Consider the following 12,805-nt stretch of genomic DNA (forward strand, 5'->3'; position numbering starts at 1 on the left):
TTTAACCCTAAATATATTATAAGGCTTTAGAGTCAAACTCTAAAGCCTTTATTTCATATTCTTATTCATAGCCTTTTTAGCTAATTTTTTAAATCTTTCGCTAGTATACGTTGCACCAGTAACTACATCTACTTTATCGACATCCTGTTTACTAACAAGCTCTTTCTCTAATTTAACCTTAACATCTTCTGGAGTTATTCCAGATGCTTCTTTCATTTTTTTAGCATATTCTTTATTTTCATTTTTATTTTGTCCTTCTTTGTTAACTTCATTAAATACAACATCAACTATTTTACCATCCTTATAGGTTATTGAAATTTCTGCTTTCCACCCATATTTATCATAATCATCAGACGCTTTATAAGTACCATCCTTATAGCTCATATCCTTGTCAGTTACTGAATTGCACCCTGTTATAGCTAACATTGTAATTATTGTAAAAACAATAATATAAGATATCCTTTTCATACTCAAAACCCCTTTTCATCAAAATATCTTTGTATTATTTACACATAAATAATATTATTATATCATCAGTATTAAGTAAAGAATAATGAAATTTCTTAATTTTAGTTACTTGAATCCTTCATAACAGCGTTCACAACTTTTTTTATAATTTCATAATCATATCCTTTATAAGCTAAGTGTTGAGATAACTTCTGATATATTTTATTCTTATCTTTATCTTTTATACTTCTTAATTTTTTCTTGGCCAGATAAACTGCATTTTCATATATTTTTTCATCTTCTATTTCTGAAATAACTTTGTTTATTATATCTTCACTTATTTTTTTCTTTGTTAATTCAAATATAATACGTTTTTTTCCGTATTTATTGCTATTTATTTTATTTCTAACATAATTTTTTGCATATTCTTCATCATTAACCATTTTATATTCTTTTAAAATTTCTATTACATTATCTATAATTTCACCTTGATAACCTTCTTTAGATAACTTATCTCTAAGTAACATCTCGCTTTGCATTGTTCTAGCCAATATACTAAAAGCTCTGTTCTTAGCTCTTCTAAGGTTTTCATCAAATATTAAGAGTTCTAACTTTTCTTTATCTACTTGAATTCCTTCTTCAATTCTAAATTTATAAATAACTTCTTTATGGACTCCAGCAAAAAATTCATGATCAATATATATATTAACATTTTCTTTATTATTTTTTTGCTCAACTATTTTAGTTACAATCCCCATAATTATTCCTTCTTTCTAAACTCCTATAATCTTAAGTAAAACATAAATCGAATAAAAACACGAACCCTTTAATATAAGTTCTTCTTCACCACCACTTTTTACATTAAAAGGAGATGAAATTTTAAAACTACATGGATAAAATAATTCTATGCCGCCTTTAGTAAGAAAATCGGCAATCAAATGGCTAATATAGCCTATAACGAAACCTTTATACACATCAATTAAATTATATCTCATTGCTAAAATTTTAACAACCATTGAAAACAGTAAAAGACCTAGTAAACTATGAGTAAATCCTCTATGATGAGATATTCCTGTAAATGCTAAAGTTATAGATAAAATTTTTAAAAGCCTACTGTTTAAACTTATACCGAAATAAATACAACCAAAACTTAAAGTTATATAAAATATAATTTTAAATATTCTATTTTTCTTAAAAAGAAGCTTTTGATTTAACTTGCTCTTGGGATGGTCTATATCAGGTAATAAAGACCCTAATACCGTTGAAAAAATAAAAATAATACCCCTTTCTAAAGAATAATCTGAAATAGTAGTAATTCCTGCTGCAATCCCTAGCATAACATGCGTCTTACCCTTCATCTTTTGTATCCTCCAACTGATTCTTATAAGTATAGAACACTAGTTCTAGTATATCATAGATTATATTTTATTTAAATAGCTGAAACAAAGCTATTTAAACAACTTTGTTTCATTACTCTTTTTAATAAACTATTTTACCATAAAAAAAGTATTGACAAACTCTATGAAATGATTTAGAATCTTAAACTATAGTGATAAAAATAAATAATACGCTCTTATCCAGAGAGGTGGAGGGACTGGCCCTATGAAGCCCGGCAACCTGTGTTTCAAAACACAAGGTGCCAATTCCTGCGGTATAAGATATACCGAGAGATGAGAGAGAGAAATAAGTTTTTTATGCCTCTTTCATCCGAAAGAGGTTTTTTTAATATCCTTCTATCCACAGAAGGGGTATTATTATAACTGTTTTAGTTTATCACATTAAACCGATAAAGGAGTGAAGTAATTGATTGTAATTCAAAATCTCAGCAAAATATATGAAAGTAAAAACGAAAAAGTACATGCATTAAAAGATATCAATTTAGAAATTAAAAAAGGTGAAATTTTTGGAATCATGGGTTTGAGTGGAGCAGGAAAATCTACTCTTATTCGCTGTATTAATCTTCTTGAAAAACCTACTAGTGGTAGTATTTTCATTAACAAAAAAGACATAACGGTTTTAAATAAACATGAACTTAGAGAAATAAGAAAACGTATTGGAATGATTTTTCAACATTTTAACCTACTTAACTCAAGAACAGTTTTTGAAAATATAGCTTTTCCACTTGAAATTTCAGGTTACAACAAGAAACAAATTAAAGAAAGAGTAGAAAATCTGTTATCTTTAGTTGAACTCTCAGATAAAATGAATGCATATCCTTCCCAACTAAGTGGAGGACAAAAACAGAGAGTTGCCATAGCTCGTGCTCTTGCTAATCAACCAGATATTTTATTGTGTGATGAGGCAACTTCTGCTCTTGACCCTAAAACAACAAAATCTATTTTGAAACTTCTTAAAGAAATTCAAAGTAAATTCGGTCTGACAATAGTTCTTATAACACACCAAATGGAAGTAATTCGTGATATTTGTGATAGAGTTGCAATTATTGAAAACGGAAAGATAATCGAACTAGATACAGTTGAAACAATATTCACAAACCCTAAAACTAGAACTGCTAAAGACTTTGTTTCACACATTCAACATAATAAAGAAGAAATCAATTTCCCTAAAACCTCTGGCTCTAAGGTTATACGATTAAAACTTTTAGGAGAAGTTGTGAAAAAACCTATTATATCTCAATTGATTAAACTTTTTTCAGTAGATATAAACATATTATCAGCTAATATAAATGAATTACAAACAACAAATATAGGGACCCTGCTTATACAAATTTATGGGAAAAATGAAGAAGTAGAAAATGCAATCAAATGGCTCAAAAAAGAGAAAATCGGATTGGAGGTAGTATGGAATGGATAACTTGATAGGATTACTTTTTCCCTCCTTATGGGAAACCATATATATGGTAGCAGCTTCAACAATATTTGCTCTAATCCTAGGTTTCCCTCTAGGTATTTTACTAGTAGTTACAGAAAAGAATGGCATTTGGGAAAAGCCTGTATTAAATTCAGTACTAGGTACTGTTATAAATGTATGTCGTTCTTTCCCATTTATTATTTTAATGATTCTAGTTTTCCCTCTATCACGTATCCTTGTAGGAACATCTATAGGAACTACAGCCAGTATAATACCATTAGCAATTGCAGCTGCTCCTTTTGTAGCAAGGGTTATTGAAAGTTCCTTTAAGGAAGTCGATAGTGGAGTTATAGAAACTGCTTTAGCAATGGGAGCTACAATCCCACAAATCATTTTTAAAGTACTTATTCCAGAAGCTTTGCCTTCGTTAGTACTTGGTATCACTCTAACAATCATAAATTTAATTGGCTATTCAGCTATGGCTGGTGCTATTGGAGGAGGTGGTTTAGGAGATTTAGCAATACGTTATGGGCTTTACCGTTTTGAAACTAGTATAATGATTGCATCTGTGATAATAATTATTTTACTTGTACAGGGAGTACAAGCAATAGGCAATAAAATTGCATTGAGTATTAGCAAAAAAAGATAAGGAGGAATAAATATGAAAAAATCTTTAATTCTATTACTAATTATTTCTGTATTAAGTGGTATTATTCTTATTGGCTGCCAATCTTCAAAAAAAGATAATAATGTACTAAAAGTTGGGGCTACTCCAGTACCTCACGCTCAAATACTTGAAGTAGTAAAAGACAAACTTAAAGAACAAGGTATAGACCTACAAATTATTGAATTTACTGACTATGTAAAACCAAACTTAGCCTTAGCAGAAAAAGAAATTGACGCGAATTTCTTTCAACACATACCATATATGAACAGCTTTGCTAAAAAGAATAATATAGATATTGTATCTATAGGAGCAGTACACGTTGAGCCACTTGGTTTATATTCAGAAAAAGTAAAATCAATAGAAGAATTAAAAGAAGGTGCAGTTATTGCTATACCAAACGACCCTACAAACTGCGGAAGAGCTCTTATACTTCTTGAAAAAAATGGCCTTATAAAACTTAGAGAAAATGCAGGTCTTGAAGCTACGGAGAAAGATATAATTGAAAATCCAAAGAAACTTGTGTTTAAGTCTTTAGAAGCAGCTCAACTACCAAGAGTGCTTAAAGACGTTGACGGTGCTGTCATTAATGGAAATTATGCTTTAGAGGCAGGTCTTATACCTACAAAAGATGCTATTTTACTTGAAGATGGTGATTCTCCTTATGCAAATATTGTGGCTGTTAGAAAAGGAGAAGAAAACGATCCAAAATTAAAGGCACTAATTAAAGCTCTTCAATCAGAAGAGGTTAGGAAATTTATTGAAAAAGAGTATAATGGAGGAGTTATCCCAGCATTTTAATACTCTTTGAAATTGCTAATTAGAATTAGTATTGATAACTTAATATTATGTTGGCTTAACTCTATGTTAAGCCAACATACTTTCTGAATCATAAAAAGTTTAATTTTTTAAATAAATACTATTTATTTAATCCAGTCTGGTGGATCCTTTATATATGGTCTTATACCATACTTTTTATCATGTTCTTCTAATATTTCTTCAATTACTTCTTTTGATCCTTTTATTCTATCTATTAATTCTAAATCTATACCTTGACTAAATGGACAACTGCTTATACATATTCCACAATCAGTACCTAAACTTCTCCACATCTTATAGCAATCTTCCTGTTTTATTTGCCATCTCTTTATTCCATCTATCTCTACTGGATCACCTGGAGGAATCGCTCTACCTGGGCATGTTCTTACACATCTTTTACATATCTTACAAAATTCCTCTAATCCAAAATCTATTCTCTCATCGGGTATTAGTGGTATATCTGTAGTAACTACTCCTAATCTAACCCTTGAACCGTATTCTCTAGTTATTATTATTCCCTTTCTTCCTATATCGCCAATTCCTGCATCTCTTGCTACAAGCGGAGCTACAACTAAATAATTACCATCCATATGATTTCTTGCATCATAACCTAACTCCCTAATATAATAAGATAAAAGCATTCCTATTATAGCTGCATCTACATACGCTTTTGATGTTTCTATCACTTCAGATACTTGAGGTGCTCTATTAATCATATTTTTATCCATTTCAATTGCAAAAACTATTCCATAAGGATGCTTAGCTTCAACTTCTTGACCATATACCTCATCTCGTCTACCTCTATGACTGTAGTAGTGATATTCTTCCATCTTTGCTATTCCAACTAGCTTAGCTCCATAATACTTTGCTAATCCCTTTATCTTTTTTGTCATGTCTTCCGCATTAGCTTCAACTTTATCAGGATTAATTTCTCCTTCTACCAAATTCGTTATATTACCTAAAAATCTGAAGTTTGCTACTGCAATTGGTGAATTTACTGGGCTATAAGTAGCTGTACCCTCTCCACATATTTGAGGTCTACTTCTAATATCATCATCTATTTCCTTTTTATCCTTATTCCTTTTATAATAGTCTTCATACTGAGGCGTACCTTTTTTATAGTTCATCCTCGCGAACATTGTATCTCTTTCATCTATCCTTTTCAAAATGAACACTCCTATCAATTAACGTTATTAGTCATTCGTCATTACATATTCGTTAAATTAGAAGACCAAAAGCGAATAGTATCAATTCTCTATAAGATTTTTGACATTGTCAAATAATATTCAGACTATAAACATAAAAAGATTTGTCTATAAGCATTGTTTTTCAATTCATTATCAAATTTAACTTTGTCAACAAACTAATATCCCTCAATTATTTCTTTATATCTAAAACAATTTGTAATATGATCATTTACCATTCCTACTGCCTGCATGTGAGCATAGCAAATTGTTGGACCAAAAAATTTAAATCCTCTTTTCTTTAAATCTTTGCTTATTTTTTCAGATAACTCTGTTTTAGAAGGTATCAAGGGTTCGTCTGTCCACGAATTTACTATCGGCTTATTACCAACAAACTGCCATAAATATTTATCAAAGCTTCCGAATTCCTTTTGAATCTTTAAAAAAGCTTTAGCATTATTAATTACTGCTTCAATCTTTTTTCTATTTCTAATAATACCCTTATTTTTCATTAGCTCTTCAATTTTATTTTCATCATAGTTTGATATTTTTACAGGATCAAAATTATCAAATGCTTTTCTAAAATTTTCTCTTTTTTTAAGGATAGTAATCCAACTAAGACCTGCTTGAAATGTCTCTAATACTAAAAATTCAAATAGTTTTCCATCATCATGAATAGGTACTCCCCATTCTTCATCGTGATATCTTACATATATAGGGTCATTAGTTACCCATCCACATCTTTTTTTCATTCTAATCTCCCCCATTTAGTATATTTGAACTTATCTTTTAAAAATATGAATTTTTTAATATGAGCAAAACACCTTCTAGACTATTTTAGCTAGAAGGTGTCTTACTCCAAATTGCTAACTGCTAATTATACTTTAAATTATCCAATTATTACTCCTAAACTTAATGCAGCAATAATTATTATCATTAATATCACTAAAAGTTTCCATGTATGTTTTAACCATTTATCATAAGATAATCTGCCTATAGCTAAACCTCCCATAACAACTGCACTAGTAGGAGTAATTAAATTAACAATACCCGAAGCAGATTGATAAGCAGTTATTACTATATGTCTTGCAACTCCTGCAAAATCTCCTAACGGCGCCATAATAGGCATTGATAAAGTTGCTAATCCAGATGTAGAAGGAATTAAGAATGATAATGGTATATAGAATAAATATGTTAATATAGCAAACGGCACAGAACCCGTTTGTGATAAAGTTTTTTCTCCTAAATTAAGTACAGTATCTGTAATATTACCTGCATTCATTACGACAGTAATACCACGAGATACCCCAATTATTAATGCAACACCTAACAAATCACGTGCTCCTTCTACAAACGCAGATACAAGCTCCTTTTCACTCATACCAGCAGCCAAACCAATAACAATTGCTGAAACTAAAAATAGTGCAGTTAATTCACCAAACCACCACCATAAAGTCGGAATAGCTGTAATACCTATATCTTCAAAAGGAATAACTCCAAATACCATAATTATAAAAGTTAGAGCAAATAAAAATAATATAAACTTTCTCTTACCAGTTAATTCTGGGAATTCATTTTCAGGCTTCTTTGATAAGAAATGCTTCTTATTATCCTCCCACATATCGTATACAATGGATTTTGTCGGGTCTTTTTTCACTTTTTCTGCATATCTCATAACAAACAAAATAGCCGCTAACTCACTTGCTATTAATATTAATAATCTTAATCCAATACCCTCACCTAACGAAATTCCTGCAAATCCTGATGCTATTCCTGTTGCAAATGGATTCACAGTAGAGCCAAGTACTCCTACACCTGCTCCTAACATTATAACTGATATAGCTGTTACAGAATCATACCCTGCTGCTATAAATACAGGTAACAACAATGGATAGAATGCTATAGTTTCCTCTGCCATACCAAAACTTGTTCCACCTAATCCGAAAAGTATCATTAGAATTGGAATCATCCATTTTTCCTTACCTTTTAAATCTCTTGTTATTTTAGCTATTCCTGCATCTATAGCACCTGTTTTCATAACAACTCCCAAGAAACCACCTATTACTATAACAAATAAAGCTACATCAACTGCATCGTAAAATCCTTCAATAGGAGCCATTACTACCTCTTTAAATCCCTGTGGATTTCTATCAACAAGATGATAAGTACCAGGAATCGGCTCTTTCTTTGCGGCATTAGGATCAACATAATCATACTGACCTGCTGGTACAACCCATGTTAATATTGCTACAGCTATTATAATTGCAAATAAAATAGTATATGCTGTTGGCATTTTAAGTTTTTTCATTTGTACCCCTCCTTGTTTTCAAGTTTTTCTTATGTGTATTTAGCATATTTTATTATACATTAACATTAATATTATAACTAGTTAATTTTTTTATACCAAGAATTTTTTCTTTGAAAAAAATCGTTATTTTTTTATCAATCATCTCTAAAAAAAGAAAAAGAAACTAAATAATTAAAATCGAAATCATATGTGTATTTTTTGTCTAATTTTCTTTAAGTTGGGCCCAAACTTCTTATCTAATTCTTCTTTATATTCTTTATACACTTCTGCAAGATAAATATCATGAACTATAAATGATTCCGCCATCAACATAAAAGCCTTGTTTTCTGTCCATATGGCTTGCGATTTATCTTCATTAAACATAGCAAATAAAGATTCTTCACCATCCGATACTAATGTGAACCATCTACCATATTTAAAAGCATCAGATTCCATTTCTTCCATTTCATGATAATAAATCTCACCTATTTCTTCACTAACAGTACCATAAAGTACAGTTACTATCTCTATCCCTTTTTGCTCTAATAATTTTAATTCGTTCTTAAAATATTCATAATCTACATTCCACATTTCCAAGTATAAAAATTTATTTGTTCTAGCTAGAACTTTTTTGACCTTATTCCTTATATTCTCTATCCCCTCTAAATGCAGCATATATGAAATTTTATTTGTTGAATCCATCCTTTTTAAGCTGTCTTTTAAATATTTTACTGTATTATTTACTTTCTTTTTATATGAATCCAAAAAGCTTTCTAAGTCTACAGCTACATATTTAACAGGATTATCACTAATAATATTTACGAGATTCTTATCTAAAAGCTTAGACATAGTTTCGTAAATTTTAGCCTGTGGAACACCAGATAGTTTACTTAATTCATAAGCTGTTATATCAGGTTTATTTAAAAGTGCTATATACGCTTTAGCTTCGTACTTATTTATACCAATCTCCATTAATTTCTCTATTATTCTTTCTTCATTCATCTAACTAAAAGCCCTTCCCTATTGTTTAATCATTAACTATTAATGTTCCAGTCTTTCCTTCTATTCCTTCTTTAGCTTTTTCAAGAGAAGTAATTAATGCCTTTCTACCTTCTTTAGATTTAGCAAACTTTATTGCAGCTTGTACTTTTGGTAACATTGAACCAGGAGCAAAATGACCTTCTTCAATATATTTTTCAGCCTGATTAACTGTTAATTTATCAAGCCATTCTTCATTTTCCTTACCAAAGTTTATCGCAACCTTTTCTACTGCTGTAAGAATTATTAAATAATCAGCATCTAATATTTCTGCTATTTTTTCACTCGCAAAATCTTTATCTATAACTGCTGGAACACCAATTAAACTATTTCCTTCTTTTACAACTGGTATTCCACCACCTCCAACAGTTATTACAATATGACCATTATCAACTAGAGTTTTTACTACTTCTTTTTCAGCAACATCTACTGGAATTGGAGATGGTACTACTCTTCTAAAGCCCCTACCTGCGTCTTCCTTCATTATATATCCTTTTTCTTCAGCTAATTTCTTAGCTTCTTCTTCAGTATAAAATGTACCTATTGGTTTTGTAGGATTATTAAATGCAGGGTCGTCCTTGTCTACAATAACTTGTGTTACAATTGTAGCTACTGGAATATTTAATCCTCTATTTAAAAGTTCCTCTCTTATTGCATTTTGCAGATGATATCCTATATAACCTTGACTCATAGCTCCACATTCTGGGAATGGCATCTCTGGAGTAGTACTACCTTCTGTTTTAGAAGCAATTTCCATAGCTAAATTTATCATACCAACTTGTGGTCCATTTCCGTGAGCAATAATAACTTCATTTCCACTTTCTATTAAATCAACTATAGGTTTAGCTGTATTCTTAACTAATTCTAATTGTTCTTTTGGTGTCTTACCAAGAGCATTTCCACCTAAAGCAACGACAATCTTTCTCTTCATGTTTACTCCTCCTCTTTTAGTTTAATTTAACAGGGGACAAGCCCCTGTCGTTTTTAAAGATTCCCAATAGTTGCAACCATTACCGCCTTAATTGTATGCATTCTATTTTCTGCTTCATCAAATACTACTGAGTGCTTGCTTCTGAAAACTTCATCTGTTACTTCCATTTCTTTTAATCCAAACTTTTCATATATGTCTTTACCGATAATTGTATTTGTATCGTGGAATGAAGGTAAACAATGCATGAAAATTACATCTGGATTTTCTGTCTTATTAATCATTTCCATATTCACTTGATATGGTTTTAATAAGTTGATCCTCTCTTCAAACTTATCTTCTTCACCCATTGATACCCAAACATCTGTATAAATTACGTCTGCGCCTTTAACTCCTTCGTCTATATTTTCTGTTAACTCAATAACTGCTCCTGTTTCCTTAGCTATTTCTCTCATTTCATTTACTAATTCTTCTGATGGGAATAATTCCTTTGGTGCAACTGCTACAAAATGCATTCCCATCTTAGCAGCTCCTATCATTAATGAGTTACCCATGTTGTTTCTTGCATCTCCAACAAATACAAGCTTAACTTTATTAAGTGGTTTATTTACATGTTCCATAATAGTCAAGAAATCTGCAAGAATTTGAGTTGGATGATATAAATCAGTAAGACCATTCCACACAGGTACTCCTGCATGTTTAGCTAATTCCTCTACAGTTTCTTGCTTAAATCCTCTAAATTCTATACCATCATAGTATCTTCCTAAAACTTTAGCTGTATCTTCTATAGATTCTTTTTTACCCATTTGGCTATTTGATAAAAATGTAACGTTTGCTCCTTCATCATATGCTGCAACTTCAAATGCACATCTTGTTCTTGTTGAAGTTTTTTCAAATAATAAAACTATGTTTTTACCTTCAAGTAAATTACCTTTGATACCTGCTCTTTTCTTTCTCTTTAAATCCATTGATAAATCTAGTAAGTATTTAATTTCTTGTGGAGTGAAATCTTTTAATGTTAATAAGTGTCTTCCTCTTAAATTAACTGGCATTTTAACTCCTCCTTTAAATTTAATATATTTTATATTTTGTCTTTTTAAATATATTTTGAATTAAATAGTCAATAATTATCTCTATTGACCATCGACTATCAACTATTGACTAATATCTTCTCTAATTAGCGGCATTGACATACATCTTGGACCACCTCGTCCACGAGAAAGTTCTGAAGATGGAATAACATGAAGCTTTATACCATGTTCTTCTAGCAATCTATTTGTAACATGATTTCTTGAATAAACTACTACTTCCCCTGGTGCAATGGCTAAAGTATTAGAACCATCATTCCACTGTTCTCTACCTGCATCTATTTTGTTTCCATTTCCACATCGAATTAATGTAACTTTATCCAAATTTAAGTATTTCTTTAATATATCATTTAACTCCATCGTTTCTTTTTCAATTACCAAGTTGTGATTCTTTTCCCCTTTTCTTAATGAATATACAGTAAGTGGTCCTTCTATTTCAGGATGTATTGTAAACTTATCATAATCGACCATAGTAAATACAGTATCTAAATGCATAAAAGCTCTTTTCTTTGGTATATCGAACGCTAATATTACTTCAAATTTCTCCCCATTATTAAAAATTCTTCTTGCTAATTTTTCAACTGAAGCAGCTTCTGTTCTTTCAGATATACCTATAGCAAGTACTTTTTCACTAAGGACAAGTTGATCTCCACCTTCTATAGAAGTATCTTCATTTCTGTTATACCAAAATGGTATTTCGATATCTTTAAACATCGGATGATATTTAAAAATATATTTTGAAAACAATGTTTCTCTATTTCTCGTTATTGTTTTCATATAATTTAAAGATATACCTGAACCGATTGTTGCGAATGGATCTCTAGTAAAGTAAAGATTCGGCATTGGATCAACTATAAAAGGATAATCAGATTCTATCATATCTACTAAAGAAACCTTTTTATAATCTTTTATTTCTTCTTTTCTAATACCTTCCATCATTTTATCTACCATTTCTCTATTAGTAGAAAAGCTCAAGAGATACTCTTTTACAAGTTCTCTTTTCTTTCTACTGTTAATCCTTGCTTCTTTAACAAACTCGTCTATAAATTTTTGTTTAATATCATCATCTGTAAGAGACTCAGCTGTTAAATCCTCAAGATACACTACTTCAACTCCATTGTCTCTAAGTGTTTGTGCAAATACATCATGTTCTTCTCTAGCAACTTTCAAATAGGGTATATCATCAAACAACAATCTATCCATTAGGTCAGGAGTTAAATTTTCTATTTCTTTGCCTGGTCTGTGTAAAAGAACTTTCTTTAGTTTGCCAATTTCTGAATATACGTGTAAAACGTTTTCCTTAGCCATTGCATAACCCCCCGTTTATTGTCTACACTACACTGGTAGTTACTATCACACCTTCAGTATATGATTTTAAGAATTTTTTGTCAAATCAAGTCATTCATCGTATTTTTATATTTTTGCATTTCAATATTCAAAAATGTATAAATTTTATATTGAATTATTAATATTCACTCAATATACTGTTGCTTGAATTGTACTTTTCTGTGTATTTCATAATTTGAATTTTTATCTAAA

General features: G+C 30.4%; 13 protein-coding genes and 1 riboswitch. Of the genes, 3 read left to right on the top strand and 10 right to left on the bottom strand.

Features of this window, described 5'->3' with window-relative positions:
• Positions 1-48: 48 nt before the first annotated feature.
• The 3 genes from TR13x_RS06340 to TR13x_RS06350 all read right to left on the bottom strand — a co-directional run bounded on the left by TR13x_RS06340 (position 49) and on the right by TR13x_RS06350 (position 1,805).
• Positions 49-468: an FMN-binding protein gene (locus TR13x_RS06340; RefSeq protein WP_054871071.1), complete on the bottom strand. Its 420-nt coding sequence runs from the start codon at positions 466-468 to the stop codon at positions 49-51.
• Between the two features lie 101 nt (positions 469-569).
• Positions 570-1,205 (bottom strand): regulatory protein RecX, encoded by a 636-nt coding sequence (locus TR13x_RS06345; RefSeq protein ID WP_054871072.1) that lies wholly within the window; start codon positions 1,203-1,205, stop codon positions 570-572.
• Positions 1,206-1,220: 15 nt separating this feature from the next.
• Positions 1,221-1,805: a metal-dependent hydrolase gene (locus tag TR13x_RS06350; RefSeq protein WP_054871073.1), complete on the bottom strand. Its 585-nt coding sequence runs from the start codon at positions 1,803-1,805 to the stop codon at positions 1,221-1,223.
• Between the two features lie 212 nt (positions 1,806-2,017).
• A riboswitch (SAM riboswitch) is annotated at positions 2,018-2,124 on the top strand.
• A 126-nt stretch (positions 2,125-2,250) separates the two neighbouring features.
• On the opposite strand from TR13x_RS06350, the gene TR13x_RS06355 reads away from it, so the two are divergent.
• The 3 genes from TR13x_RS06355 to TR13x_RS06365 are packed head-to-tail and all read left to right on the top strand — an operon-like array spanning position 2,251 to position 4,723.
• On the top strand, positions 2,251-3,261 hold the full coding sequence (locus TR13x_RS06355) for a methionine ABC transporter ATP-binding protein (RefSeq protein WP_054871074.1): 1,011 nt from the start codon (positions 2,251-2,253) through the stop codon (positions 3,259-3,261).
• Entirely contained in the window at positions 3,254-3,907 is a 654-nt protein-coding gene (locus TR13x_RS06360) for a methionine ABC transporter permease (RefSeq protein WP_054871075.1), read from the top strand. The genes TR13x_RS06355 and TR13x_RS06360 overlap by 8 nt, the downstream gene beginning before the upstream one ends.
• A 12-nt stretch (positions 3,908-3,919) precedes the next feature.
• On the top strand, positions 3,920-4,723 hold the full coding sequence (locus TR13x_RS06365) for a MetQ/NlpA family ABC transporter substrate-binding protein (RefSeq protein WP_054871076.1): 804 nt from the start codon (positions 3,920-3,922) through the stop codon (positions 4,721-4,723).
• A gap of 122 nt (positions 4,724-4,845) precedes the next feature.
• Here TR13x_RS06365 and TR13x_RS06370 read toward each other — a convergent pair whose 3' ends face one another.
• The 7 genes from TR13x_RS06370 to arcA form a co-directional block, all read right to left on the bottom strand.
• A complete protein-coding gene (locus TR13x_RS06370) occupies positions 4,846-5,907 on the bottom strand; it encodes a 4Fe-4S dicluster domain-containing protein (protein ID WP_054871077.1) in 1,062 nt (353 codons plus the stop codon).
• Positions 5,908-6,104: 197 nt separating this feature from the next.
• Complete coding sequence (locus TR13x_RS06375) at positions 6,105-6,677, bottom strand: DNA-3-methyladenine glycosylase I (protein ID WP_054871078.1); 573 nt, start codon at positions 6,675-6,677, stop codon at positions 6,105-6,107.
• 137 nt (positions 6,678-6,814) lie between these two features.
• The gene (locus TR13x_RS06380) at positions 6,815-8,233 is read right to left on the bottom strand and encodes a YfcC family protein (protein WP_054871079.1); all 1,419 of its coding nucleotides are present in this window, start codon (positions 8,231-8,233) and stop codon (positions 6,815-6,817) included.
• A gap of 183 nt (positions 8,234-8,416) precedes the next feature.
• Positions 8,417-9,214, bottom strand: a complete 798-nt coding sequence (locus tag TR13x_RS06385) for a TrmB family transcriptional regulator (protein ID WP_054871080.1) — start codon at positions 9,212-9,214, stop codon at positions 8,417-8,419.
• A gap of 25 nt (positions 9,215-9,239) precedes the next feature.
• The gene (gene arcC, locus TR13x_RS06390; protein ID WP_054871081.1) at positions 9,240-10,181 is read right to left on the bottom strand and encodes a carbamate kinase; all 942 of its coding nucleotides are present in this window, start codon (positions 10,179-10,181) and stop codon (positions 9,240-9,242) included.
• Between the two features lie 53 nt (positions 10,182-10,234).
• Positions 10,235-11,230 (bottom strand): ornithine carbamoyltransferase, encoded by a 996-nt coding sequence (gene argF / locus TR13x_RS06395; protein WP_054871082.1) that lies wholly within the window; start codon positions 11,228-11,230, stop codon positions 10,235-10,237.
• 102 nt (positions 11,231-11,332) lie between these two features.
• Positions 11,333-12,574, bottom strand: coding sequence for an arginine deiminase (gene arcA, locus TR13x_RS06400; protein WP_054871083.1), 1,242 nt, complete (start codon positions 12,572-12,574; stop codon positions 11,333-11,335).
• Between the last annotated feature and the right edge of the window lie 231 nt (positions 12,575-12,805).

This window comes from Caloranaerobacter sp. TR13, assembly GCF_001316435.1.
GTDB lineage: Bacteria > Bacillota > Clostridia > Tissierellales > Thermohalobacteraceae > Caloranaerobacter.

Coding starts and splice junctions, on each gene's coding strand:
- TR13x_RS06340 (WP_054871071.1), bottom strand. CDS start 468: ATGAAAAGGATATCTTATATTATTGTTTTTACAATAATTACAATGTTA.
- TR13x_RS06345 (WP_054871072.1), bottom strand. CDS start 1,205: ATGGGGATTGTAACTAAAATAGTTGAGCAAAAAAATAATAAAGAAAAT.
- TR13x_RS06350 (WP_054871073.1), bottom strand. CDS start 1,805: ATGAAGGGTAAGACGCATGTTATGCTAGGGATTGCAGCAGGAATTACT.
- TR13x_RS06360 (WP_054871075.1), top strand. CDS start 3,254: ATGGATAACTTGATAGGATTACTTTTTCCCTCCTTATGGGAAACCATA.
- TR13x_RS06365 (WP_054871076.1), top strand. CDS start 3,920: ATGAAAAAATCTTTAATTCTATTACTAATTATTTCTGTATTAAGTGGT.
- TR13x_RS06375 (WP_054871078.1), bottom strand. CDS start 6,677: ATGAAAAAAAGATGTGGATGGGTAACTAATGACCCTATATATGTAAGA.
- TR13x_RS06380 (WP_054871079.1), bottom strand. CDS start 8,233: ATGAAAAAACTTAAAATGCCAACAGCATATACTATTTTATTTGCAATT.
- TR13x_RS06385 (WP_054871080.1), bottom strand. CDS start 9,214: ATGAATGAAGAAAGAATAATAGAGAAATTAATGGAGATTGGTATAAAT.
- arcC (WP_054871081.1), bottom strand. CDS start 10,181: ATGAAGAGAAAGATTGTCGTTGCTTTAGGTGGAAATGCTCTTGGTAAG.
- argF (WP_054871082.1), bottom strand. CDS start 11,230: ATGCCAGTTAATTTAAGAGGAAGACACTTATTAACATTAAAAGATTTC.
- arcA (WP_054871083.1), bottom strand. CDS start 12,574: ATGGCTAAGGAAAACGTTTTACACGTATATTCAGAAATTGGCAAACTA.